This window comes from Tepidicella baoligensis (assembly GCF_013432195.1).
GTDB classification, from domain to species: Bacteria; Pseudomonadota; Gammaproteobacteria; order Burkholderiales; family Burkholderiaceae_C; genus Tepidicella; species Tepidicella baoligensis.
In genome coordinates this window covers 21,907-44,752 of sequence record NZ_JACCDB010000003.1, presented here as the reverse complement: position 1 = coordinate 44,752, position 22,846 = coordinate 21,907, and the positions used below count along the sequence as shown (strand labels likewise).

At 64.5% G+C, this 22,846-nt stretch carries 24 protein-coding genes; 7 read left to right on the top strand and 17 right to left on the bottom strand.

Features of this window, described 5'->3' with window-relative positions; translation table 11 throughout:
* Position 1: 1 nt before the first annotated feature.
* From HZS63_RS04855 to HZS63_RS04845, 3 genes are read right to left on the bottom strand one after another with little or no spacing between them, the layout of a single operon-like run.
* Positions 2–1,384, bottom strand: coding sequence for a sensor histidine kinase (locus tag HZS63_RS04855; protein WP_180682934.1), 1,383 nt, complete (start codon positions 1,382–1,384; stop codon positions 2–4).
* On the bottom strand, positions 1,381–2,040 hold the full coding sequence (locus HZS63_RS04850; RefSeq protein ID WP_180682933.1) for a response regulator transcription factor: 660 nt from the start codon (positions 2,038–2,040) through the stop codon (positions 1,381–1,383). Before HZS63_RS04850 ends, HZS63_RS04855 begins: the two co-directional genes overlap by 4 nt.
* A gap of 12 nt (positions 2,041–2,052) precedes the next feature.
* On the bottom strand, positions 2,053–2,364 hold the full coding sequence (locus tag HZS63_RS04845) for a PepSY domain-containing protein (protein WP_180682932.1): 312 nt from the start codon (positions 2,362–2,364) through the stop codon (positions 2,053–2,055).
* Between the two features lie 109 nt (positions 2,365–2,473).
* Between HZS63_RS04845 and HZS63_RS04840 the strand changes: the two genes are divergently transcribed.
* The 6 genes from HZS63_RS04840 to HZS63_RS04815 all read left to right on the top strand — a co-directional run bounded on the left by HZS63_RS04840 (position 2,474) and on the right by HZS63_RS04815 (position 7,226).
* A complete protein-coding gene (locus HZS63_RS04840) occupies positions 2,474–2,878 on the top strand; it encodes a DUF1924 domain-containing protein (protein ID WP_180682931.1) in 405 nt (134 codons plus the stop codon).
* A 69-nt stretch (positions 2,879–2,947) separates the two neighbouring features.
* Entirely contained in the window at positions 2,948–3,430 is a 483-nt protein-coding gene (locus HZS63_RS04835) for a diheme cytochrome c (RefSeq protein ID WP_246316182.1), read from the top strand.
* A gap of 17 nt (positions 3,431–3,447) precedes the next feature.
* The gene (locus HZS63_RS04830; RefSeq protein WP_246316165.1) at positions 3,448–4,158 is read left to right on the top strand and encodes a cytochrome b/b6 domain-containing protein; all 711 of its coding nucleotides are present in this window, start codon (positions 3,448–3,450) and stop codon (positions 4,156–4,158) included.
* A gap of 99 nt (positions 4,159–4,257) precedes the next feature.
* Positions 4,258–4,848, top strand: coding sequence for a GbsR/MarR family transcriptional regulator (locus HZS63_RS04825; RefSeq protein ID WP_180682928.1), 591 nt, complete (start codon positions 4,258–4,260; stop codon positions 4,846–4,848).
* A 16-nt stretch (positions 4,849–4,864) separates the two neighbouring features.
* Positions 4,865–6,229 (top strand): cytochrome ubiquinol oxidase subunit I, encoded by a 1,365-nt coding sequence (locus HZS63_RS04820; protein WP_180682927.1) that lies wholly within the window; start codon positions 4,865–4,867, stop codon positions 6,227–6,229.
* Position 6,230: 1 nt separating this feature from the next.
* Entirely contained in the window at positions 6,231–7,226 is a 996-nt protein-coding gene (locus HZS63_RS04815) for a cytochrome d ubiquinol oxidase subunit II (protein ID WP_180682926.1), read from the top strand.
* Between the two features lie 10 nt (positions 7,227–7,236).
* Here HZS63_RS04815 and HZS63_RS04810 read toward each other — a convergent pair whose 3' ends face one another.
* From HZS63_RS04810 to HZS63_RS04760, 11 genes are all read right to left on the bottom strand, one after another.
* On the bottom strand, positions 7,237–8,373 hold the full coding sequence (locus HZS63_RS04810) for a methanobactin export MATE transporter MbnM (protein ID WP_180682925.1): 1,137 nt from the start codon (positions 8,371–8,373) through the stop codon (positions 7,237–7,239).
* A 15-nt stretch (positions 8,374–8,388) separates the two neighbouring features.
* The gene (locus HZS63_RS04805; RefSeq protein ID WP_219339092.1) at positions 8,389–9,285 is read right to left on the bottom strand and encodes an MbnP family copper-binding protein; all 897 of its coding nucleotides are present in this window, start codon (positions 9,283–9,285) and stop codon (positions 8,389–8,391) included.
* 28 nt (positions 9,286–9,313) lie between these two features.
* Entirely contained in the window at positions 9,314–9,787 is a 474-nt protein-coding gene (locus HZS63_RS04800) for a copper chaperone PCu(A)C (RefSeq protein ID WP_246316163.1), read from the bottom strand.
* An 11-nt stretch (positions 9,788–9,798) separates the two neighbouring features.
* Positions 9,799–10,404: a Crp/Fnr family transcriptional regulator gene (locus HZS63_RS04795; RefSeq protein WP_180682923.1), complete on the bottom strand. Its 606-nt coding sequence runs from the start codon at positions 10,402–10,404 to the stop codon at positions 9,799–9,801.
* Positions 10,405–10,466: 62 nt separating this feature from the next.
* The gene (locus HZS63_RS04790; RefSeq protein WP_180682922.1) at positions 10,467–10,862 is read right to left on the bottom strand and encodes a DUF2946 family protein; all 396 of its coding nucleotides are present in this window, start codon (positions 10,860–10,862) and stop codon (positions 10,467–10,469) included.
* Between the two features lie 11 nt (positions 10,863–10,873).
* Positions 10,874–11,356 carry a copper chaperone PCu(A)C gene (locus tag HZS63_RS04785; protein ID WP_180682921.1) on the bottom strand — a complete coding sequence of 161 codons (483 nt, stop codon included), beginning with the start codon at positions 11,354–11,356 and terminating at the stop codon, positions 10,874–10,876.
* A gap of 133 nt (positions 11,357–11,489) precedes the next feature.
* Positions 11,490–11,879, bottom strand: coding sequence for a DUF2946 family protein (locus HZS63_RS04780; protein WP_180682920.1), 390 nt, complete (start codon positions 11,877–11,879; stop codon positions 11,490–11,492).
* A 17-nt stretch (positions 11,880–11,896) separates the two neighbouring features.
* Positions 11,897–12,805, bottom strand: a complete 909-nt coding sequence (locus HZS63_RS04775) for a phosphoribosylaminoimidazolesuccinocarboxamide synthase (protein WP_180682919.1) — start codon at positions 12,803–12,805, stop codon at positions 11,897–11,899.
* Position 12,806: 1 nt separating this feature from the next.
* Complete coding sequence (fba, locus tag HZS63_RS04770) at positions 12,807–13,871, bottom strand: class II fructose-bisphosphate aldolase (protein WP_180682918.1); 1,065 nt, start codon at positions 13,869–13,871, stop codon at positions 12,807–12,809.
* A 50-nt stretch (positions 13,872–13,921) separates the two neighbouring features.
* Positions 13,922–14,848, bottom strand: coding sequence for a YcjF family protein (locus HZS63_RS04765; RefSeq protein WP_180682917.1), 927 nt, complete (start codon positions 14,846–14,848; stop codon positions 13,922–13,924).
* 60 nt (positions 14,849–14,908) lie between these two features.
* Positions 14,909–15,826, bottom strand: a complete 918-nt coding sequence (locus HZS63_RS04760) for a LysR substrate-binding domain-containing protein (RefSeq protein ID WP_180682916.1) — start codon at positions 15,824–15,826, stop codon at positions 14,909–14,911.
* A 99-nt stretch (positions 15,827–15,925) separates the two neighbouring features.
* Here HZS63_RS04760 and HZS63_RS04755 point away from each other — a divergent pair, with 99 nt between their 5' ends.
* Positions 15,926–17,389, top strand: a complete 1,464-nt coding sequence (locus tag HZS63_RS04755) for an NADP-dependent isocitrate dehydrogenase (protein ID WP_180682915.1) — start codon at positions 15,926–15,928, stop codon at positions 17,387–17,389.
* 145 nt (positions 17,390–17,534) lie between these two features.
* Here the strand turns inward: HZS63_RS04755 and gyrB are convergent, their stop codons facing one another.
* The 3 genes from gyrB to dnaA form a co-directional block, all read right to left on the bottom strand.
* The gene (gene gyrB / locus HZS63_RS04750; RefSeq protein ID WP_180682914.1) at positions 17,535–20,132 is read right to left on the bottom strand and encodes a DNA topoisomerase (ATP-hydrolyzing) subunit B; all 2,598 of its coding nucleotides are present in this window, start codon (positions 20,130–20,132) and stop codon (positions 17,535–17,537) included.
* Between the two features lie 79 nt (positions 20,133–20,211).
* Positions 20,212–21,318, bottom strand: coding sequence for a DNA polymerase III subunit beta (dnaN, locus tag HZS63_RS04745; protein ID WP_180682913.1), 1,107 nt, complete (start codon positions 21,316–21,318; stop codon positions 20,212–20,214).
* Positions 21,319–21,404: 86 nt separating this feature from the next.
* On the bottom strand, positions 21,405–22,829 hold the full coding sequence (dnaA, locus tag HZS63_RS04740) for a chromosomal replication initiator protein DnaA (protein ID WP_180682912.1): 1,425 nt from the start codon (positions 22,827–22,829) through the stop codon (positions 21,405–21,407).
* Positions 22,830–22,846 lie beyond the last annotated feature (17 nt).

The window sequence follows — 22,846 nt, the reverse complement described above, 5'->3', positions numbered from 1 at the left end:
CTCAGGGGTGTGAGGTGGCGGGCAGCGTCAGGGTGGCGCTGAGGCCGCCGCCTTCGCGCTGCCCCAGACGCAGTTCCCCCTCATACAGCGCGGCCAGTTCCCGCACGATCGCGAGGCCCAGTCCATGGCCGGGCCGCGACTCGTCCAGGCGCATGCCCCGTTCCAGCACCAACGGCTGCTGATCGGGCGCGATGCCCTTTCCATCGTCCGCAATGGTGATCCGCAGACGGCCTGCCTGCACGTCTGCGCTCACCCACACCGCCCGTCGGGCGCTCAGAAAGGCGTTGTCCAACAGGTTCCCCAGCATTTCCCGCAAGTCCTGCTCCTCGCCGGCAAAGCACAGTTGCGGACCCGGATCGTCCATGTGAACCTCGATGCTTCGCTCGGCGTGCAGTTTGTGCATCGCATTCAGCAGGCCGCCGAGCAGCGGCGCGAGCGGTGTGCTCACCCCGGGGGTCTGCATGGAGCCGGCGGCTCGCGCCCTGGCCAGGTGCCATCCGATCTGGCGCTGGGCCACATCCAGCTGCTCCCGGATCAACCCCGCCTGTGGGAAGGCGGCATCCGTCTTGACGGCGTTGCCGATGATGGCCAGGGGCGTCTTCAGGGCATGGGCCAGGTTGCCGGCCTGCGCCCTGGCCCGCTCCAGCAAGGCGTCATGCTGCCGGATCACCTGGTTGAAGTCATCCACCAGCGGCTGCACCTCAGAGGCGAATTCGCCTTTCAGTTGTCTGGAGGCTCCTTGGCGGAGTTCGTCCACGGCTTTTTGCAGCCGGCGCAGCGGTGCCAGACCCACCGACCACTGGGCCCATGCAGCGGCTGCCAGCAACAGCCCCAGGCCCAGCAGCGAGGCCGCCAGGACGCCCCGAAAATCGTCCATGGCCTCCACCAGGGAGCGGGTGTCCGAGGCGACCATGATTCGCCATGAATACCCAGGAACATCCGGGTTTCGCAGGGTTCTTTCGATCACCCGCAGGGTTTCGCCATTGGGCCCGATGTCGGCATGGGCATGCATGTCGTCATCCGTCAGCGCATCGATGTCCAGAGACAGCGCGCCGTCCCACAGGGAGCGGGAGCGCAGCACCACCTGGCGGACCTGGCTGGCTGTGTCCATGCGGTCGATCTGCCAGTACAGCCCCGAATACGGCTTGTCCCATCGAGGGTCAGACAGCGCGCCGGCCGGCACCGCGGGTTGTCCGGCCTCATCAAACACCAGCCGTGCGGTCACCTGGTCGAGCTGCCAGCTCAGTGCCTGGTCGAATTGGTGCGTCAGATGCTTGCTGAATTGCTCGCTCAACCACCAGTGGGCGGCGACCAAGGCCAGGCTCAGCGTGATCAGCGTGATCACGCCGACGCGGAGTCGCAGCGAACGGGCCCATGCGCTCATGGCTGCACCAGCCGGTAACCCAGTCCGCGAACGGTTTCGATCAGGTCCGGTGACAGTTTCTTGCGCAGCCGGCCAATGAACACCTCGATGGTGTTGGAGTCGCGATCAAAGTCCTGCGCGTAAATGTGTTCGGTCAGCTCCGTGCGGCTCACCACGCTGCCCGCTCGATGCATCAGGTAGGCCAGCACGCGGTATTCGTGACTGGTGAGGGCGACGGGCTCGCCGCCCCGGGTGACCCGCCCGGTCCGCGTATCGAGCACCACATCGCCACACGACAGCGTGGCCGATGCATGCCCTTGCTGTCGCCGGATGAGCGCCCTGAGTCGGGCCAGCAACTCCTCCATGTGAAAGGGTTTGGCCAGGTAATCGTCGGCGCCGGCATCGATCCCGGCCACCTTGTCGCTCCAGCTGTCGCGCGCCGTCAGGATCATCACGGGCATGTGCCGGCCCGACTGACGCCAGCGTTTCAACACCGTGATGCCGTCCAACACCGGCAGCCCCAGGTCGAGCACGACCACGTCGTAGGGGTTGACGTCGCCCAGCAACCAGGCATCCTGCCCGTTGTCGGCCACATCGACTGCATAGCCCGCTGCTTCCAGTGCGGCGTGCAACTGCCGGCGCAGCGACGGTTCGTCTTCCACAAGCAACAGTCTCATGGCCGTAGGTTATCAGCGGCGGTCGCGGTCACGCACCCGTTCCCGCAGGATTTGGCCGTTTCGGGCATCGACCTCGAGCTTGACCAGGCGGCCATCGGGTTGCAGCAGCCGGATCTCGTACACCCATGCCCCGCGTTCGTTTTCCAGCTTCACCTCCATCACCTGTCCGCTCCGCTGGCTGTCCAGCTGTTCCAGGATCTTCTTCAAGGGCAGGATGTCGCCCGCCACCACGGCCGAGCGCGCCCGGTTGTGGTCGTCATCGGCGTGGCTCGGCGGGGCCATGCCAACGCCGGCCAAGAATGCCATCAGCAGCCACCTTTTCATGCCGACATGATGCACCGGCCAAGCTGAACGCCGGATGAACAGCGCCTTCAGAACCGGTTCAGGTGGAGCGGCGCACACTGAAGCCATGTCCACACACCGGAGTCCGAACATGCGCCCACGTGCCCACCTATCCGCCAGCCTGATGCTGACCCTGCTGTGTGCTGCCCCGGGAACATACGCCGCCGACACGACCCCCGCCCAGCAACTCTCCCATTGGAGCGCAGCCGCAGGCCAACCCGGTGATCCCGCCAGAGGGCAGCGCTTTTTCGAGTCGCGCCATGGCGCAGAGTGGTCTTGTGCCAGCTGCCATGGTTCCCCCCCGCGTGCCAACGGCAAGCACGCCAGCACGGGCAAGACCCTCGCGCCCCTCGCCCCGGCGTTCAATCCCCAGGCCTTCACCGACACCGCCAAGGTCAACAAGTGGTTCAAGCGCAACTGCTCGGATGTGCTGTCGCGCGAATGCACCGCGGCGGAAAAAGCCGATGTGCTCGCTTACCTGCTTCAGGTTCGCTGATGCAACGCCCGTTTCTGGAGCCCACCCATGACCATCCCTGCCCTCACACCGACTTGCACCCGCATCCTCATGGCTGGTGCCCTCTGGCTGCTGCCAGCGCTGAACGCTCTGGCCGACAGCGGCCCGCTCATGCCACGCGTCGTACCCCAAGCCTATACCCAGGAATGCGCCGCTTGCCACACGGCTTACCCCCCGGGCATGTTGCCAGCGGCGTCCTGGAAACGGCTGATGTCGAACCTGGACAAGCACTACGGCACCGATGCATCGCTCGACATGGCCACCGTTGAGCAGCTCTCCGGCTGGTTGCAGGCCCACGCGGGCACCTACAAGCGCGTGGCCGAACAGCCGCCCGAAGACCGCATCACCCGATCGGCCTGGTTCATACGCAAGCACCGCGAGATCGACCCCCAGGTCATGACCTTGCCCAGCGTGAAAAGCGCGGCGAACTGTGCCGCCTGTCACATCGGTGCCGACCAGGGACGCTTCGATGACGACAGCCTGCGCATGCCCGCCGGGCTGACGGCCCGGCAGCAACGGGCCTGGAAACACTGAACCCACAGGAGCTCATGATGATCACCCCCTCCACCCCTGTGCATGCCACTGCCCCCAGCCGTTCCCAAGTGCCCCCGGGTTCCCGCGGGCGGCTCGTCACCGATGCGCCCACCCGCGCCTTTCACGCCTTGTTCGCGCTCAGTTTCGTGGGTGCCTATCTGACGGCAGAAAGCGAGTACTGGCGCCTGCTGCACGTCACATTGGGGTACACCTTCGCTGGCCTGCTGCTGTTCCGGCTGCTGTACGGTCTGGTCGGCCCGCGCCAGGTCCGGCTGTCGGTCCTTTGGCGCAAAGTCACGGGCGCGCTGCAATGGCCGCGCACCCTGTGGACCACCCGAGGTCTGCAGGCATCGGTCTGGAAACAGGCGCCCCAGGCCGGCATGGCGCTGACCATCGGCCTCATCCTCCTGCTCGTGTGCCCACTGGCGCTCACCGGCCATGCCACCTACAACGACTGGGGCGACTGGATCGGAGGCGAATGGCTGGAAGAGCTGCACGAACTGGCAGCCAATACCACTTTGGCCCTGGTGCTGGCTCACATGGGGTTGATCGCCCTGCTCAGCCTGATCCGCCGCCAGAATCAGGCGATGCCCATGATCACAGGCCGTCTGCCAGGCAACGGCCCCAGCCCGGTCAAACACAACCATCTCTGGCTGGCCATTCTGGTTGTGCTTGGCGTGTGCGCCTTCTGGGGCTGGCAGTTGTTTTCAGGTCAGCCGCTGGGGTGAGCGACTCTGAGCCCCGTCGCCAAGGGCAAAGCCCCTGAGGATGGAATGGGATTTCCATAATTCCTAGAATTTCAGAAATTTCTGAAAATTCGGAACTCCATGGACATCACCCCACTCACCCAGTCCTTCATCCACCATTTCGGCGAAATGGGCAGCCGCTGGGGCATCAACCGCACGGTGGGTCAGATCTATGCGCTGCTGTTCGTGTCGCGCCGGCCCTTGTGCGCCGACGAGATCGCCGAAGCGCTGGCGTTTTCCCGCTCCAACGTGAGCATGGGGCTCAAGGAGCTGCAGTCCTGGCAGCTGGTGAAACTTCGCCACTTCCCGGGGGACCGGCGCGAGTTCTTCGAAGCGCCGCAGGACGTCTGGGAAATCTTCCACACCTTGGCCGAGCAACGCCGCCGGCGCGAGGTGGAACCCACCCAGAGCATGCTGCGCGCGGCACTGATGCAGACCCCCGCGAGCGAGGACGAAGCCTACGCGCAGCGGCGCATGAAGGAAATGCATGAGCTCATCGAGCAGCTCATGAACTGGTTCGACGAGGTGCAGAAGCTCTCACCCGACACCGCCCGCCAGCTGCTCGACATGGGCGCCAAGGTCTCGAAGGTGCTGGAATTCAAGGACCGGCTCACCGGCAAGGGCACACGTCCGCCGACCTCCCGGTCGGCGGCCAGCGCGTCGGCACATTGACCTCCGGAGACTCTGCATGGAATTCGACACCCTGCTGTTGTCGCGCATTCAGTTCGCGCTCAACGTGAGCTTTCACATCCTGTTTCCCACCATCACGATCGCGCTGTGTTGGTTCCTGCTGTTTTTCCGCATCCGCTTCGTGCAGACGCGCGATCCCGCATGGGAAGAGGCCTACTACTTCTGGACCAAGGTGTTCGCGCTCACCTTCGCGCTGGGCGTGGTCTCGGGCATCGTGATGAGTTTCCAGTTTGGCACCAACTGGCCCGGCTTCATGGAGCGCACCGGCAACATTGCCGGCCCATTGCTGGGCTATGAAGTGCTGACCGCCTTCTTCCTGGAAGCCAGCTTCCTGGGCATCATGCTGTTCGGTCGGGGGCGTGTGAGCGAACGGGTGCACCTCGCAGCCACGCTGTTCGTGGCCATCGGCACCACACTGTCGGCGTTCTGGATCCTGAGTCTGAACTCTTGGATGCAGACGCCGGTCGGTTACGAGATCGTCAACGGCGAGTTCGTCCCGGTGGACTGGCTGGCCATCGTCTTCAACCCGTCTTTCCCTTACCGGCTGGCGCACAAGCTGCTGGCGTCGGCGCTGACGGCGTCGTTCCTGATCGCGGGGCTGTGTGCCTGGCAACTGCTCAAGGGAACCGCCACCCGCGGCACGCACAAGGCCCTGCGGGCGGCGGTAGCCGTGGCGGTGGTGGCCATGCCTGTGCAGTTTTTGGCCGGCGACCTGCACGGCCTCAACACCCTGGAGCACCAACCGGCCAAGGTGGCGGCCATGGAGGGCATCTGGGAAACCCAGCGCGGCGCCCCCCTGACGCTGTTTGGCATCCCCGATGAGGAAGCCCGCACCACCCACTACGCCGTCAAGGTGCCCCAGCTTGCCAGCCTCATCCTCACCCACGAATGGGAGGGCGAGCTCAAAGGTCTAAACGACTTCATGGGCGAACACCCCCCCGTGGCGCCGGTGTTCTATGCCTTCCGCGTGATGGTGGGCGTGGGCACGCTCATGCTGCTGGTCGCTGCTTGGGCTGCCTGGAAGTTGTGGCCACAGCGCCGCGAGCCCAGCACCAGGCTGTCGCCACCCCTGCTCTGGGTGCTCGCGGGCATGACGTTTTCCGGCTGGGTGGCAACCCTGGCTGGCTGGTACGTCACCGAGATCGGCCGCCAACCGTATATCGTGTATGGGCTGCTGCGCACCGCCGACGTGGTCACACAGATTGCGCCAGCGCATGTGGGCACCACACTCGCCGCTTATGTGATCGTCTATGGCCTGCTGCTGGTGACCTACATTGGCGTGCTGAAGCACATGGCCGAACACCCCAATCCAGCGGGCATCACCCCACCCGCCGACGCCAGCTTGGGCAAAGCCGGAGCCTGACATGACATTTGCCGAATTCCTCCCGCTGTTCTTCATGGCCATCATGGGGCTGGCGCTGCTCGCCTACGTGGTGCTCGATGGCTACGACCTGGGTGTAGGTCTGCTGCTGCCTCTGGGCAATGACGCGCAAAAAGACACCATGATCGCCAGCATCGGCCCGTTCTGGGACGCCAACGAAACCTGGCTGGTCCTGGGCATAGGCGTGTTGCTGGTGGCATTCCCCAAAGCGCACGGGGTGGTGCTGCAAGCGCTGTATCTGCCCGTGGCCGTGATGCTGATCGGCCTCATCCTGCGCGGCGTGGCCTTCGATTTCCGCGTCAAGGCCCCACTGCGCTACAAGCCTTTTTGGAACCGCGCCTTTTTCGGCGGCTCGCTGTTGGCCAGCGCGGCTCAGGGCTGGATGCTGGGCAGCTACATCACCGGCTTCGACCAGAGTGCATTGGGCTGGGCATTCAGCCTATGCATTGCCCTGACCCTGCCCGCCGCGTACGTGATGCTGGGTGCTGGCTGGCTGATCATGAAAACCGACGGTGCCTTGCGCGACCACGCCGTCACCTGGGCGCGGCGTGCCTTGTGGCCCATGGCCGGTACGCTGTTCGCCATTTCGCTGGCCACGCCGCTGATCAGCGATCAGGTATGGGACAAATGGTTCTCCGTGCCCGAGCTGTTCATGCTGCTGCCCGTGCCGCTGATGAGCGTGCTGGCCCTGGTGGCCATCCACTGGGTCACTGGCCGCGCTTCCGTGGTCCAGGCCGGCTACGGCTGGCTGGTGTTCGCCAACACGGTGCTGATCTTCGTGCTGGCCTTTTTCGGCCTGGCGTACAGCCTCTACCCCTATGTGGTGATCGGGCAGATGACGGTGTACGAAGCCGCCGCGGCCACCCCCTCGCTCGTGGTGATCTTCGCGGGGGTGGCGCTTACGGTGCCGGTCATCGTCGCTTACACGGTCTTCATGTATCGGGTGTTCTGGGGCAAGGCACGAACGTTGAGCTATTGAGCAGGCAATCTCAGGGTTGTTGCTGAAACGGGTTGGCCAAGCTTTTCCGGGTCAAGAAATCGGCATCGGTCAATGACTCCAGAAACGCCACCAGATCGTTGATTTCATCATCGGTGACATCGAACCCTTCAATGAGGGCGCTGCGCAGCGGATTGGTGCCCTTCCCCTCCACCGTGGCTCGCCCTGCCACCGAATAGTGCTGGCGTATCACATCCACCAGCGTGGGAATGGAGCCGTCGTGCATGTAGGGCGCCGTCACCGCCACGTTGCGCAGGCTGGGGGTGCGAAACAGGCCATGATCGTCGGACCGACCGGTGATCTCCTGCAGCCCCTCGTGCCCCTTGGGGTAGCTGCCCCGGCCGTCGGTGTTGTAGAGGCCCGTGTTGTGAAAGCCCAGTTCCGGAAACGGCAGGCGGCTGTGCCGGATGTTGTCGTTGAACAGAAATCCGCCGTGGCAGTGGTAGCACTCCATGCGTTCGCTGAAAAACAACTCCTCACCCCGCTTGGCGGCGGGGCTGATCGCGTCGGGCTGCCCCCCGTAGCGGTAGCGATCGTACGGGCTGTCGAAAGACAGCATCGTGCGCTGAAAGGCGGCCAGTGCCTTGGTCAACGTCGACAGTGAGAACAGCGCCTGGGCACCCTGTTGGGCCTCTGCAGGAAAAGCCGCCCGGAAAAGCCTCTGGTACTGGGGGTCTGCACCCAGCCGCTCGAACAGCTCCTGTTCGCGGCCGGCCATCCCCATCTCCACGGGATGCTCGCCAAACAGGGGTATGAGTGCCTGCACCTCCAGTTCCGTCAGCAATGGGTTGGCCCACGTCAGCACCGGCATGTACGCCACATTGGCCAGACTTTGGGCATTTCTGGGGGCAGACTCGCCGGTGATGCCGGGCGAGCGGGCCAGCCCATCGGTGAACGCTTTGTCCTGGTGGTGGCAGGTGGCGCAGGCCATCTGCTGGTTGGCCGACAGGCGCGGATCGTAGAACAGGTGGCGCCCCAGTTCCACTTTGGCCGCAGACATGGGGTTGTCGGCTGGCACCACCGGTTCGGGTACCCAGGCGGGCAGGCCCCAGTCGAAGGTGCTGGCGGCCAGTGTGCTGGTCACGCCCATCAGCCAAGCGACGGTTATCCGTTTGCCCCACATCCACATGTCGGCCTCCACCCATCAGCGAACCGAGAACAGTTGCTGGCCTGCGGCAGGCGCCGGTGTGCCGTCGTAGGCCAGGCCCAGGGCGGCCATGACGGGCGGGCAATCGGCGTCATTGCTGAAGCTCATGCACCCGGGGGAGGTCTGTGGGGCGTTCACGTCCACATTGGCCCCCGCCAGTATGCGACCCATATCGGCCACGATGGTTTGCTTGCTCAAATCGAAACGGTCAAAGCGCACGGTGACGGTGTTGGGGTTGGCGCAAGGCGTTGCGGGCGCCACGGTTCTGCCTGCAGAGGTGCAACCCGTGCTGCCCAGATGCACCGCATAGCGAGTGACTGGCCCCTGTGGGCTGGGTGCGCCAGGTTTCTCAGGTGACAGGCCGGCGCTGGTGGTGTCGAACTTGAGGAACTTGTAGCCGCCCTGCCAGTTCCAGAACATCGCCGTGCTGTTCAGCGGTGCAGGAGCGGTGGTCGGGTCTCCGTGGTTCTGCTCGAAGGGCACGCCCAGCGTGAATTCGATGCCCTGGTAGTTGCCGGCGGGCACCGTGCCACGAACGGTGGTGTTCACCGCGGGCGTGCCATTGCGGCAAGGGCCCTGGCCGTTTTCGAAATCCAGCAGGGCCAGTGCCCCCAACTGCCACATGCCATCCTGTGTCAGTTGAACGGGCACCGCGCGGCCTTGCTCGTCGATCAGCTTCACGTTGCTCACATAGAAGCGGAAATCCATGGGGGTGATGGTGGATGCGGTGGTGCCGATGGGCCCATACTGCTGACCACAGGCGAAAGGCTGGCCGTTGATCTCGGCCGCGAAAGGGATGGCGACGGACAGCGTGGTGGCTTGGGGCGGCGTCGACGAACAAGCGGCCAAGCAGACGGCGCAAGCAGCCACAGAGAGGGTGAGGAGGGTTTTCATAGGGGAGCCTTTTGGGTTGAGGTGAAGGTCAATGCTGGTGTTGGTGATCGGCATCGCGCGGTGTTTGCACCCACACCTGCACCGTGTACGACCCGGCTTTTTCAAAGTGCAGGGTCAGGGGGAAACGGTCCCCATCGTTCAACGGGACCTTGAGGTTCAGCAGCATCAGGTGGTGGCCGTTGGGCGTGTGGTGGCGCATCTGCACCGCGGTTCTGGCGGGCAGCTCCAGGTCGGGCACGGCCCTCATGCGCATGATGTCTCCATCCATGTGCATCTGGTGGATTTCGACGCGTTCTGCCACGGGCGTGCTGGCCGACAGCAAACGGTCGGCCGTGCGCCCGCGGTTGTCCAGGCTGCGAAAGTACACGGCGCCGGTTTGCACGCCTGGCCGCGAGGGCGTGGCGTAGGGGTGGTCGATACGCAGCTCGCCGACCCGAAAACCATGCGCATGGCCAGCAAAATGGACGGCCAACAGGCAGATGCTCAGAATGAGTCTGATCATGTGCATTGCCCTCAGGCCATGCCAGCCGCCGGTTGGACCCAGTGGCCCTGTGCCCACACCCTGGACAGGTGCGGGGTCGAGAACGTGCTTTTCAGTGAGGGCGCCGGGCATGAGCGAGCAGACCGTCTGGACAGCGTTCGGCACACGGTTTCCACGGTGGCGTCCACCACCTCGGCGATTTCGCGCAGCGGCGGAAGATGCCCGCCCGCTGAACACGTCTGGGCGTCTGACAGGTCCAGCAGTTCAAGCAGGTACTCGACCCGACCGGCGACCTTGCCGGTGCGAAGCTGGGTCATGTGCACATGACGCTGCTGTTGCTGTGCCCATGCCCGCGCCCAGATGTGCGTGTCATGAACATCCACAGTGGTCTGCTCCACCACGCAGTCTGTCAAGGCCTGGGCTTGCAACTGGTAGCGGCCGGCCGTGAGCATTTCGAGACCCAGCCAGTCACCCGGCAAGGCCAGCTGAACCAGTTGCCTCTGCGAGCCCATGACCCGGTCCAGCCGTAGGCACCCTTTGAGCAAGCGCCAGACGGGCCCGCTATCCTGAGCATGAAACAGCACCGATTGCCGGGCAACCTCGGCGTAGGTGCTCGATGAATTGAAACGAGAAGACATGAGATGACTCCATCCATGGGAAACACACACGGGGGTTTCCCGACCCACGAAACACGAAGGGGTCAGTCGTGCAGTGGAGGCGCCCTGGGCTGAGAGACGGCCCAGATGGAGTCGGTGAATGGGGGTGCCCGTAGCGGCGGAAGAGTGCCTGCAAAATGCGCGCGCACCAGCCCTGGGGCTGACTGCGCGGGGGGTAGCGCCTTGCCAAACGGGCTCGCCAGACACCAGAAGCAATACAAGCCACTGGCCTCGGTGTCGGGCGCAACGCTGGCGTCATCGCCCGAATCCTGGTTCGGATTCACCCACACCATGCCGGTGCTGGTGCAAACCTGAACCCAGTCACCGCCCCCCTGCAGTTGAACGAGGGCCTGAGAGCCCAGTGGCATCAAAGCGCCCAGCAGCAACAACCACATGGCGAACCATGTGGTGATGCGCTGGTGCCGCTTCGTCAGGCGCATGAATGCACAGGTCAGTGCTTATGCCCACCTTTGGAGCCATGGCCGTGTGACATGGGGGCATGGCCTTCGCCCAGGGCCTTGACAGGGGCTTCGATCTGCTGGGTGAACCGCAGCTTGTTGGCATCTTCAAACACCAGGGTGATAGGCACACTCTGGCCCGGCTGCAGTGGCTGCTTCAGGTCCATGAGCATCACATGGTAGCCACCGGGCTTGAGTTCGACGGTTTGGCCGGCGGGCAGGTCCAGTCCCGGAATCTGGCGCATCTTCATCACGTCTTTCTCCATGACCATTTCATGGATTTCGGTCACGCCGGCCACGGGCGAGCTGGCCTCCACCAGCCGCGCATTCGCCGAAGGGGTCAGGCGCATGAAGGCGCCAGTGGCCTTTTGCTGTGCGACCGTGCCACGCACCCAGGCGTCTTCGACGGTGATCTGCACCTGCGCCCAGGCCTGGGCCGTGATCGCCAAAAGGGCAGAAATGATAAGTCGTTTCATGAAAATCTCCTTGAAGAAACAAACGGGAAAGGCCCCGGTCAATGACCCGCGCGCAAGCGGTCGGGCGCTCGGTCGCACAGGAAAAGGGAAAGCCACAGATGCCCGAGAACGACCGGCTCAGGCGGACGCCGGCTCAAGCCGTGAGCGGTGGAGCGCGGGCATGCGCGCCCGGCCAGTGTGGCTCCGCGCAAGCAGCCAGCAGCTGCGTGGGTGGGCGCTCCCGAAGTGGAGGCACCGCGAACGTTGGCCGGGAGGCTTCTGGCGGCAGCGCGGCGCCGCCATGGCCTGACAGGCAGTAGGCGCACGGCATCCCCGCCCACTGGGCCGTAGCGGGATCAGGCTTGGCCTGGCTCGTTTCGGCCTTCACCCAGAGCATGCCGGTGCTGGTGCAGATCTCGATCCAGTCGGACCGATCTGGCGTGGGCCACGCCGCCTGAGCCACGGCAGGCAGCAAAGCACCCAGCAGCAACGACCACAGGGCACACCATGCGGTCAAGCGGCGTTGGGCTGAGGTCAGCGGCATGGATCGATTGTAGATGCTCAGCCCAACAAGCGCTTGAGGGCTTCCTGGTACTTGGCCGCGGTCTGTTCGATCACCTCACGTGGCAGGCGCGGCGCGGGCGCGGTCTTGTTCCAGAGACGGCCATCCACATGGGCGGTTTCCAGCCAGTCGCGCAGGAACTGCTTGTCGAAACTGGGCGGGTTGCTGCCTTCGGCGTAGCGCTCGGCCGGCCAGTAGCGCGAGCTGTCGGGCGTCAGCACCTCGTCCATGAGCACGAGGGTGCCATCGGTGTCCAGCCCGAACTCGAACTTGGTGTCGGCGATGATGATGCCCTTGGTGGCGGCATACGCGGCGGCGGCCTGGTACAGGCGGATGGAGATGTCGCGGATCTTGGCGGCCAGCTCGGGGCCGATCAACTCCACCGTCTTCTCGAAGGTGATGTTCTCGTCGTGCTCGCCCATCTCGGCCTTGGCCGCCGGGGTGAAGATGGGCTCGGGCAGCTTGCTGGCGTTCTTCAGGCCCTCGGGCAGGGGCACGCCACAGACGCTGCGGCTTTCCTGATATTCCTTCCAGCCACTGCCGGCCAGGTAGCCGCGCACCACGGCTTCGACCGGAATCGGCTTGAGCCGCTTGACCAGCATGGAGCGGCCGCGCACCAGGGGCTTTTCGGCGTCGCTCACCACGCTCTCGGGGTCTTGGCCGGTGAGGTGGATGGGGCAAATGTTCTGCCCCTTGGGGCCCAGCAGGTCGAACCAGAACAGGCTGAGCCGCGTCAGCAGCTCCCCTTTGCCGGGAATGGGTTCGCCCATGATCACATCAAACGCGCTGATGCGATCGGTGGCCACCATGAGGATGCGGTCGTCGCCCACGGCGTAGTTGTCACGCACCTTGCCGCGCGCGAGCAGGGGCAGGGATTTGAGGGCGGAGGTGTGCAGGGCCGACACCATTTCAGTTCACCACCTGCGCCAGTTCGCCGCGCGCGTATTTGGCGGCCATTTCGCTCAAGGAATAACCCTTGATCTTGCCGGCCTGGCCCTCGCAGCCGAAATCCAGGTAGCGCTGCTTGCACACGGCTTGGGCCGCCGCGCGGGCGGGTTTGAGCCATTCGCGGGCATCGAACTTGTCGGGGTTTTCGGCCAGGAACTTGCGCACCGCGCCGGTCATGGCCAGGCGGATGTCGGTGTCGATGTTGATCTTGCGCACCCCGTGCTTGATGGCTTCCTGGATCTCTTCCACCGGCACGCCGTAGGTTTCCTTCATCTGGCCGCCGTATTGGTTGATGAGCGCGAGCAGTTCCTGCGGCACGCTGCTGGAGCCGTGCATCACCAGGTGCGTGTTGGGAATGCGGGCGTGGATTTCCTTCACGCGGGAAATGGCCAGGATGTCGCCCGTGGGCTTGCGGCTGAACTTGTAGGCGCCGTGGCTGGTGCCGATGGCAATCGCCAGCGCATCCAGGCCCGTGGCCTTCACGAAGACGGCCGCCTCCTCGGGGTCGGTGAGCAATTGGCTGTGATCGAGCTTGCCCTCCGCACCGATGCCGTCTTCCTCGCCGGCCTCGCCGGTTTCGAGGTTGCCCAGGCAGCCCAGCTCGCCCTCGACCGACACGCCCACACGGTGCGCCATCTCCACCACGCGGCGGGTCACCTCCACGTTGTAGTCGAAGCTGGCGGGGGTCTTGCCGTCTTCCAGTAGCGAGCCGTCCATCATCACCGAGCTGAAGCCCAGGTCGATCGCGCCCTGGCACACCGCCGGGCTCTGGCCATGGTCCTGGTGCATCACCACCGGAATGTGCGGGTAGGCCTCACAGGCAGCTTGCACCAGGTGCTTGATGAAAGGCTCGCCGGCATACTTGCGCGCGCCGGCGCTGGCCTGCAGGATCACCGGGGCATTGACCTCGTCGGCGGCGGCCATGACGGCCTGCACCTGCTCCAGGTTGTTGACGTTGAAAGCCGGAATGCCGTAGCCGTGCTCGGCCGCGTGGTCGAGCAGTTCGCGCAGGGAAACGAGCGCCATGAGAAAGCCTCTTGGGGGTTGTAAGCGACAAAAATCCGATTTTACGAGGCTCAGCTCCGAACGAGGCGCATCACCTCAGTGGCATCGAGGCTACGCGCCCGGGCCTGGATGTCCCCCAGGTGCTGTTGCTGCAGCGTCTTGGCGGGACCGAGCAGGCCTTGATAGGTCTGACGCAGCAGTTCGGTGGACATCACCCGGCCGCCCGCGTAGTAGCGCTTGGCCAAATGCCCGAGGGCGTAGGTGGTTGCGAAGGAAAACGCCATGCCGGTGGCCTGCCCGGCAAGCCCACCCAGCAGCCGCCCTCCCGCCTTGCCGACGAGCCCACCCAGCAGCTTGCGGCCGAACTGCTCCACATACTGCGAAGTCAGCCCCACCCCGGCCGTCGCGATGAATTCCCGGATATGCCCCTGGTCCAGCGTGACGCCATGCGCCTTCCCGACGCGATACACCATCTTGATCTGCAGCGGAATGATGGCCACCGAGGCCCAGGACTGCGGCAACAACTCCAATGCCCCGTTGAGAATGGCGTAGTTGAGGATCATTTGGTCGAGGGCGGCAGAGTCCACGACCGGGGCATTCTGCACGGTCGCATGAGCGGCTGCGGCCACCGCGTGGGTCTGGGTTTCCGTATCGGCCACGGCAGCATCGGCGCTCAGGCCAAGCTGCGCCTTCAGCTGGAGAAGGAAGTCCTTCTCTGCGGTGCTGGTCAGGCCGTCGGCGTCGCACACGGCCACGGCCCATTCGTAGGCGAGCTGGCGGTGGGCCGGGTTGGACAGAACCTGCGCTGCTTGCGCCAGCGTGACCCGCTGCAGCAGGGCATCCTGCACCGCTTGGGCCAGGTGGGTCGAGGCTGCTGTGGCGTCGAGCTGCTGCGCGAGTTCACGAATGAACTGCCGCTCGCTGTCGACCTTCTGGCCGTCGCACAGAGCGGCCTGCACCAGAATGCCGAGCAAGGCCCGTTGTTCTTCGGGTTTCATGGGATGGTCTCCGGAATGGGGATGTGGCTCAGAGTATGCCCAGGGCCAGAGGTTCAGTCCTCAGGCCGCCAGTTCGCTCAGGATCTGTCGGGCCTCGTCGATGAAGGCCTGGGCCGGCAGGGCCAGGCGGCGGTCGCGCCGCCACACCAGCTTCCACTGGCGGCGCACGGGAAAGCCCGTCACCGGCAGCACGGCCAGGCCTTCTTGCGCCGGGTCGCGGTTCAGCGCGTGGCGCGAGAGTGCGGCCAACCCCATGCCCGCCGCCACCGCGTGCTTGAGGGCCTCGTTGCTGCCCAGCGTCATGCGTTCCTGCGGCTGCACGCCCAGATGGCTCAGGTGCTGCTCCACAGCCAGCCGCGTGCCCGAACCCGGCTCCCGCGTCAGCCAGGGCACGCCGTTGAGCGCCTTGACCGGCACCTTGCGCCGCCCAGCCCAGGGGTGGCCTGTCGGGCCGATGACCACCAGCGGGTTGTCCAGGCAATCCAGCGTGTCCAGCTCCAGCGTGGGCGGCGGCATCATCATCACGGCGAGGTCACAGCGTTCGTCCTGCAAGCGCTGGATGATGCGGTCCCGGTTGTCCACCGACAGGTCCACCTCGATGCCCGGGTGGCGCTGCGCGAAGCGCTGCAGCCAATGCGCGATGAAGTATTCGGTGGTGGTGACGCCCGCGATGCGCAGCAGCCCGCGCTCCAGCCCGCGCAGGGCATGCAGATCGTCTTCGCAGTGCCGCCACAGCCCGAAGATGTCGGTGGCCGCCTGTTGCAGCCGGCGCCCGGCCTCAGTGATGCGGATGCCCCGCCCGGCCGGCTCGATCAGAGCGGTGGCCAGGGCGTTTTGCAGCTCCTGGATCTGGACCGTGACCGTGGGTTGCGTCAGGTGCAATTCGCGCGCCGCCTGGGTGATGGACCCCAGGCGCGCCACGCTCTCGAACGTGCGCAACTGGTTGAAAGTGGCTTTGGGGAGGCGGAATTTACTCATAGATTAAAACCTATGTAATTCTAAAAAACAAATCATTTTTTACCAATGACTTTTTCTTGCAAACTTGCCATCACCCATCCACACAACAGGAGCAAAGACATGTCACAAGCAGTCCCCATCACCGTGGCCAAAGGCGACGGCATCGGCCCCGAAATCATGGAGGCCACCCTGCGTGTACTGGAAGCCGCCGGTGCCGCCATCACCCCGGAATTCATCGAGATCGGCGAGAAGCAGTATCTGGCTGGGCACACCTCGGGCATCGCCCCCGAGGCCTGGGAGAGCCTACGCCGCACCAAAGTGTTCCTCAAAGCCCCGATCACCACGCCACAGGGGAGCGGCTTCAAGAGCCTCAACGTCACCATCCGCAAGACGCTGGGCCTATACGCCAACGTGCGGCCGTGCGTGAGCTATGCGCCGTACGTGAAGACGCTGCACCCCAAGATGGACCTCGTCATCATCCGCGAGAACGAGGAAGACCTGTACGCCGGCATCGAGCACCGCCAGACCGACGAGGTCTTCCAGTGCCTCAAGCTCATCACCCGCCCGGGGTGCGAGAAGATCATCCGCTACGCTTTCGAGTACGCACGGGCCAACGGGCGCAAAAAGGTCACTTGTATGACCAAAGACAACATCATGAAAATGACCGACGGCCTGTTCCATAAGGTCTTCGACGAAATCGCGCCCGAGTACCCCGAGATCCAGACCGACCACATGATCATCGACATCGGGGCGGCCCGCCTGGCCACCCGGCCCGACCTGTTCGATGTGATCGTCACGCCCAACCTGTACGGCGACATCCTCTCCGACATCGCAGCCGAACTCACCGGCTCTGTCGGGCTGGCGCCGAGCGCCAACATCGGCGAGCATGTGGCCATGTTCGAAGCCATCCACGGCAGCGCACCCGACATCGCGGGCAAAGGCATCGCCAACCCCTCGGGCCTGCTGCTGGCCGCGGTGATGATGCTGGTGCACATCGGCCAGGCCGAGGCGGCCGAGCGCATCCACAATGCGTGGCTGAGCGCGATCGAGGACGGCGTACACACCGCCGAACTGCACAGCCACCTGAGCATCGCCCGCCCGTTCGGCAGCATGGACTTTGCCGATGCCGTGATCGACCGGCTGGGCAACGTGCCGCAGAAGATGAAACCCGTGAGCTACGCGCAGACCCGCGAAGTGAAAATGCCCGGCTCTGCCGCCATGTCCGCACCCAAGGCGCAGCCGACCGCACAGAAAGCGCTGGTGGGTATCGACGTCTTCATCCACGCCGCCCACACCCGGCCCGAAACGCTCGCCGATCAACTGAAGGCCTGCACACCGTCGGGACTGGAGCTTCAGGTGATCACGAACCGGGGCGTCAAGGTCTGGCCGGGCGGCTTCCCTGAAACCTTCTGTACCGATCACTGGCGCTGCCGGTTCGTCTCGTCCACAAACGAACCCTTGCCGCATACGGCATTGGTGGCCCTGATGAGCGCCCTGGCCACCGAAGGCATCGACTTCATCAAGACCGAAAACCTCTGCACGTTCGACGGTGCGCGGGGTTTTGCGCTGGCGCAGGGGCAGTGATCCTGAATCCAGCAGTCATCCGGTCGCCGCCAGCCGCACCAGCGCTGGCTCAGCGGCCGCTCACGGGCCCACAACTTGCCGGGCTCGGTCTCATTGATTTTCCCAAAGCCTATTGCTTACCTTATGCGTTCGGCTACAGCATCACTCACACATCGATATTCCCCGCCCGCAGTGCATTCGTCTCGATGAAGTCGCGACGCGGCTCGACCTCGTCGCCCATGAGCATGGTGAACACCTTGTCGGCCTCGATGGCGTCTTCGATGCGCACCTGCAGTAGGCGGCGCACCTCGGGGTCCATGGTGGTTTCCCAGAGCTGTTCGGGGTTCATCTCGCCCAGGCCCTTGTAGCGCTGGCGGGTCGTGGAACGTTCGGCTTCGCCGATCAGCCAGCGCATGGCTTCGCGGAAGTCGCTCACCTTTTCCTCTTTCTGCCGGTCACCCTCGCCGCGCATCACCTTGGCGCCTTCGCCCAATAGGCCGCGGAAGGTGTTGGCGGCTTCGGCCAGCGCGGCGTAGTCGGCACCGTGCACGAAGTCCTGCGTGATGACGCTGCTCTTGACGTTGCCGTGGTGGCGGCGGCTGATGCGCAGGATGGGCTTGTCGGTGCGCACGTCGAATTCAGCGGCCACCTCGGCCGGCACGCCCGTGGTGTTCAGTTCGCGCAAGGCGACTTGCAGGGCCGCGGCGCTGGCGGCGGCCTGTTCCATGTCGTCGAGGTTGAGCACCACGCCATCGGCCACGGCGCGCAGGGCCTCGGCGTCCATAAAGTTACTCAGGCGCGCGATCACGCTTTCGGCCACCTGGTGTTTGCGCGCCAGCTCGGCCAGCGTCTCGCCTTCCAGCACGGTGTTGGCCGCACCACCGGTGGCGACTTTCGCATCCTTGAGCGCGATGCGCAGCAGAAACGCGTCGAGGGCAGCGGCGTCCTTGAGGTACAGCTCCTCCTTGCCGGCCTTCACTTTGTACAGCGGCGGCTGGGCGATGTAGATGTGCCCGCGCTCCACCAGCTCGGGCATCTGGCGGTAGAAGAAGGTCAGCAGCAGGGTGCGGATGTGCGCGCCGTCCACGTCGGCGTCGGTCATGATGATGATGCGGTGGTAGCGCAGCTTGTCGATGTTGAAGTCGTCGGCGCCGCTCTTGGCCTTGGGGTTGTATTCATCGGCCGCGCTGGCTTTGCCGATGCCGGTACCCAGCGCGGTGATCAGCGTGAGGATTTCGTTGCTGGACAGCAGCTTTTCGTAGCGGGCCTTTTCCACGTTGAGGATCTTGCCGCGCAGGGGCAGGATGGCCTGGAACTTGCGGTCGCGGCCCTGTTTGGCGCTGCCGCCCGCGGAGTCGCCCTCCACGATGTAGATCTCGCACAGCGCCGGGTCTTTTTCCTGGCAATCGGCCAGCTTGCCGGGCAGGCCCATGCCGTCGAGCACGCCTTTGCGGCGCGTCATTTCCCGGGCCTTGCGCGCGGCCTCGCGGGCGCGGGCGGCTTCGACGATCTTGCCGCAGATGATCTTGGCGTCGTGGGGACGCTCCTCCAGGTATTCGGTCAGCGCTTTGGCCACGATGTCTTCCACCGGCGCGCGCACCTCGCTGCTCACCAGCTTGTCCTTGGTCTGGCTGCTGAACTTGGGCTCGGGCACCTTGACCGACAGCACGCAGCACAGGCCTTCGCGCATGTCGTCACCACTGACCTCCACCTTGGCTTTCTTGGCCAGCTCGTTGTCGGCGATGTATTTGCCGATCACGCGCGTCATGGCCGCACGCAGGCCGGTCAGGTGGGTGCCGCCGTCGCGCTGCGGAATGTTGTTGGTGAAGCAGAGCACGTTTTCGTTGTAGCTCTCGTTCCACTGCATGGCCACTTCGACGCCGATCTCGGTGCCGGGGATGCCGCCATAGCTATCGGCAGGGCGTGTGCCGATGGCATGGAACACCGTGGGGTGCAGCACCTTCTTGCCGGCGTTGATGAACTCGACGAAACCTTTGACGCCACCGGCGCCGGAGTAGTCATCTTCCTTGCCGGTGCGTTCATCCTTCAGGCGGATGCGCACGCCGTTGTTCAGGAAGCTGAGCTCACGGAGCCGCTTGGAGAGGATTTCGTAGTGGAAATCGTGGTTCTGCTGGAAGATGTCGGTATCGGGCAGGAAATGCACCTCGGTGCCGCGTTTCTCGGTGGTGCCGATCACCTTCATGGGCGACACCTCGATGCCATCCACCGTTTCCAGCAGCCGGTTTTGCACCACACCCCTGGCAAACTCCAGGGTATGGACCTTGCCGTCGCGGCGCACCGTCAGGCGCAGCCATTTGCTCAGGGCATTGACGCAGCTCACCCCCACGCCGTGCAAACCGCCCGAGACCTTGTAGCTGTTCTGGTTGAATTTGCCGCCGGCGTGCAGCTCGGTCAGCGCGATCTCGGCCGCGCTGCGCTTGGGCTCGTGCTTGTCGTCCCACTTGATGCCGGTGGGAATGCCGCGCCCGTTGTCCACCACGCTGATGGAGTTGTCGGTGTGGATGGTGACGACGATGTCGTCGCAGTGCCCGGCCAGCGCCTCGTCGATGGAGTTGTCCACCACCTCGAACACCAGGTGGTGCAGGCCGGTGCCGTCCGACGTGTCGCCGATGTACATGCCGGGGCGCTTGCGCACCGCTTCCAGGCCTTCCAGGATCTGGATGGCGCCCTCGCCGTAACCGTCGCCTGCCGCCGTGGCGTGGGGCTGTTGCTCGGGACTGGAAGGGGTGTGATCTGCACTCATGGGGGGCTGGACTCGGTGTTCTTGAAAACCAAAACCCGCGGGTTGCGCGGGCCGGGGAAATGGGGGCGTTCGCTGGCGGTCAGATGCGCATCGGCATCACCACGTACTTGAAGTGCTCGTTGCCGGGGATGGTGAGGAGGGCCGAAGAGTTGCTGTCGGCCAGCTCGATGCGCACCATGTCTTGCGACATGTTGCCCAGCGCGTCGATCAGGTAGGTCACGTTGAAGCCCATTTCGATCGGGTCGCCGCTGTATTCGATGTCAAGCTCATCGACCGCCTCCTCCTGGTCGGCATTGTTGGCCGCCAGCCGCAGCACGCCGGGCTCCAGGCTCAGGCGCACACCTTTGAACTTCTCGCTCGTCATGATCGCGGCGCGCTGCAGCGCGGCCAGCAGCGGCTGGCGGCCCAGCACCAAGATGTTGTGGTGGTTGCGCGGGATGACGCGGTTGTAGTCCGGGAACTTGCCTTCCACCAGCTTGGTGACGAACTCCATACCTTCGAAGGTGAAACGGGCCTGGTTGGAGGCAAACTGCATCTCGATGGCGCCCTCCTTGTCGCTGAGCAGGCGCTGCAGTTCCAGCACCGTCTTGCGCGGCAGGATCACCTCCTGTTTCGGCACATCCACGTCGAGGTCGGCGCTGGCGAAGGCCAGGCGGTGGCCATCGGTGGCCACCAGACTGAGCTTTTGGCCCTCGGCCACGAACAGAATGCCGTTGAGGTAGTAGCGGATGTCGTGCACCGCCATGGCGAACGACACCTGGCCCAGCAGGCTTTTCAAGGTTTTCTGCGGCACGCTGAACACCGGGCCAAAGCTGGGCGACTCCTGCACCAGCGGGAAATCCTCGGCCGGCAGCGTCTGCAGCGTGAACTTGGATTTGCCACCCTTGAGGATGAGCTTGTTCTGCTGCGACTCCAGGCTCACGCGTTGATCCGCGGGCAGCGTCTTGAGAATGTCGATGAGCTTGCGCGCACCCACCGTGGTGGCAAAGGCCTGGTCGTCGCCACCCAGATCGGCCTGGGTGCGGATCTGGATTTCCAAGTCACTGGTCGTGAGCTGCACCTGCGCCCCCATCTTGCGGATCAGCACATTGGCCAGCACCGGCAGGGTGTGGCGCCGCTCCACGATGCCGGCCACCGATTGCAGAGCCGTCAACACTTTGTCCTGGGTCGATTGGAAAACGATCATGCGCGTGCTTTCAGGGGGTTTGTCTCATGAAATCGTGGGGCGCGAAAGGCCGCACACACCACCTGACATTGTTACAGGTTTGCATGTCAGCCCTTGAGGGTTTGCTCCAGTATGTGCAGCTGCTGGTTGAGCTCGCTCACGGTCTGGCGCTCGGCGGCGATTTTGCGCACCGCGTGCAGCACCGTGGTGTGGTCACGCCCGCCGAACAGTTCCCCGATTTCGGGCAGGCTTTTCTGGGTCAGCTCCTTGGCCAGGAACATGGCGATCTGGCGCGGCCGCGCGATGTTGGCCGGCCGCTTCTTGGAGTACATGTCGGCGACCTTGATCTTGTAGAAGTCGGCCACCGTCTTCTGGATGTTCTCCACGCTGATCTGCCGGTTCTGGATGCTCAGCAGGTCTTTGAGCGCGTCCCGCGCGAGCTGGATCGACACGTCTTTCTGGTTGAAGCGGCTGTAGGCCAGGATCTTGCGCAAGGCGCCTTCGAGCTCGCGCACGTTGGAGCGCACGTTCTTGGCCACGAAGAAAGCCACGTCCTCGGGCATGGTGGCGCCTTCGGCTTCGGCCTTGCTGATCAGGATGGCCACCCGCATTTCCAGTTCGGGCGGCTCGATGGCCACCGTGAGGCCCGAGTCGAAGCGCGAGACCAGCCGCTCGTGGATGTCGGTCAACCCCTTGGGGTAGGTGTCGCTGGTCATGACGATGTGGCTTTTCTTGGCCAGCAGCGCCTCGAAGGCGTTGAAGAACTCTTCCTGTGTGCGGTCCTTGTTGGCGAAGAACTGCACGTCGTCGATGATGAGCAGATCCAGCGAGTGGTAGCGCTCCTTGAAGGCGTCAAAGGTCTTGCGCTGGTAGGACTTGACCACATCCGAGACGAACTGCTCGGCATGGATGTAGAGAACTTTGGCCTGGGGACGATCGGCGAGCAACTGGTTGCCGATGGCGTGCACCAGGTGCGTCTTGCCCAGGCCGACGCCGCCATAGACGAACAGCGGGTTGTAGAGCTGGCCGGGACTGCCGGCCACGTGCATGGCCGCAGCGCGCGCCATGCGGTTGGCCGAACCCTCCACCAACGTGGCAAAGGTGAGTGCAGGGTTGAGGCGGTGCTTGTGGGCTTCGGCCTGGGGTTCGGGGGCAGGGGCCGGGACTTCGGGCAGCTCGGCGAAGATCGGGTCCTGCAAGCCGGGTGGAGGCTTTTGGGCGAACCCGGATCTGGCAGGGGCTTCACGCGGAGCGAGCACCAACTCCAGCCCCACCGGCCGGCCCGTGAGCGCCTGCAGCGTGGCGCTGATCTTGCCGCCATACTGGGCCCGAATCCAATCCATTTTGAACCGGTTCGCCACCGCCAGTGTGACCTTGCTGCCGTCGGGCGCGACCCTGGCCGCCAAGGGGCGGATCCAGGTGTTGAATTGCTGCTCCGGGAGTTCGAGCGCCAGCCGCTCCACGCAGGCGCTCCACAGACCGGCGGTATCGACCGAGACCTCGGGCGTGGGATGAGAGGGGTTCATGGACATCCGGAAAACAGGATCGA

Excerpts from the sequence above, each read along its gene's own strand:
- HZS63_RS04840 (WP_180682931.1), top strand. The coding sequence starts at position 2,474 with ATGCGCCCACGTGCCCACCTATCCGCCAGCCTGATGCTGACCCTGCTG.
- HZS63_RS04845 (WP_180682932.1), bottom strand. The coding sequence starts at position 2,364 with ATGAAAAGGTGGCTGCTGATGGCATTCTTGGCCGGCGTTGGCATGGCC.
- dnaN (WP_180682913.1), bottom strand. The coding sequence starts at position 21,318 with ATGATCGTTTTCCAATCGACCCAGGACAAAGTGTTGACGGCTCTGCAA.
- HZS63_RS04830 (WP_246316165.1), top strand. The coding sequence starts at position 3,448 with ATGATCACCCCCTCCACCCCTGTGCATGCCACTGCCCCCAGCCGTTCC.
- HZS63_RS04800 (WP_246316163.1), bottom strand. The coding sequence starts at position 9,787 with ATGATCAGACTCATTCTGAGCATCTGCCTGTTGGCCGTCCATTTTGCT.
- HZS63_RS04790 (WP_180682922.1), bottom strand. The coding sequence starts at position 10,862 with ATGCGCCTGACGAAGCGGCACCAGCGCATCACCACATGGTTCGCCATG.
- HZS63_RS04855 (WP_180682934.1), bottom strand. The coding sequence starts at position 1,384 with ATGAGCGCATGGGCCCGTTCGCTGCGACTCCGCGTCGGCGTGATCACG.
- HZS63_RS04835 (WP_246316182.1), top strand. The coding sequence starts at position 2,948 with ATGGCTGGTGCCCTCTGGCTGCTGCCAGCGCTGAACGCTCTGGCCGAC.
- HZS63_RS04780 (WP_180682920.1), bottom strand. The coding sequence starts at position 11,879 with ATGCCGCTGACCTCAGCCCAACGCCGCTTGACCGCATGGTGTGCCCTG.
- HZS63_RS04825 (WP_180682928.1), top strand. The coding sequence starts at position 4,258 with ATGGACATCACCCCACTCACCCAGTCCTTCATCCACCATTTCGGCGAA.
- HZS63_RS04765 (WP_180682917.1), bottom strand. The coding sequence starts at position 14,848 with ATGAAACCCGAAGAACAACGGGCCTTGCTCGGCATTCTGGTGCAGGCC.
- HZS63_RS04805 (WP_219339092.1), bottom strand. The coding sequence starts at position 9,285 with ATGAAAACCCTCCTCACCCTCTCTGTGGCTGCTTGCGCCGTCTGCTTG.
- HZS63_RS04815 (WP_180682926.1), top strand. The coding sequence starts at position 6,231 with ATGACATTTGCCGAATTCCTCCCGCTGTTCTTCATGGCCATCATGGGG.
- dnaA (WP_180682912.1), bottom strand. The coding sequence starts at position 22,829 with ATGTCCATGAACCCCTCTCATCCCACGCCCGAGGTCTCGGTCGATACC.
- HZS63_RS04810 (WP_180682925.1), bottom strand. The coding sequence starts at position 8,373 with ATGTGGATGTGGGGCAAACGGATAACCGTCGCTTGGCTGATGGGCGTG.
- HZS63_RS04820 (WP_180682927.1), top strand. The coding sequence starts at position 4,865 with ATGGAATTCGACACCCTGCTGTTGTCGCGCATTCAGTTCGCGCTCAAC.
- HZS63_RS04775 (WP_180682919.1), bottom strand. The coding sequence starts at position 12,805 with ATGGTGTCGGCCCTGCACACCTCCGCCCTCAAATCCCTGCCCCTGCTC.
- HZS63_RS04850 (WP_180682933.1), bottom strand. The coding sequence starts at position 2,040 with ATGAGACTGTTGCTTGTGGAAGACGAACCGTCGCTGCGCCGGCAGTTG.
- HZS63_RS04785 (WP_180682921.1), bottom strand. The coding sequence starts at position 11,356 with ATGAAACGACTTATCATTTCTGCCCTTTTGGCGATCACGGCCCAGGCC.
- HZS63_RS04760 (WP_180682916.1), bottom strand. The coding sequence starts at position 15,826 with ATGAGTAAATTCCGCCTCCCCAAAGCCACTTTCAACCAGTTGCGCACG.
- HZS63_RS04795 (WP_180682923.1), bottom strand. The coding sequence starts at position 10,404 with ATGTCTTCTCGTTTCAATTCATCGAGCACCTACGCCGAGGTTGCCCGG.
- HZS63_RS04755 (WP_180682915.1), top strand. The coding sequence starts at position 15,926 with ATGTCACAAGCAGTCCCCATCACCGTGGCCAAAGGCGACGGCATCGGC.
- gyrB (WP_180682914.1), bottom strand. The coding sequence starts at position 20,132 with ATGAGTGCAGATCACACCCCTTCCAGTCCCGAGCAACAGCCCCACGCC.
- fba (WP_180682918.1), bottom strand. The coding sequence starts at position 13,871 with ATGGCGCTCGTTTCCCTGCGCGAACTGCTCGACCACGCGGCCGAGCAC.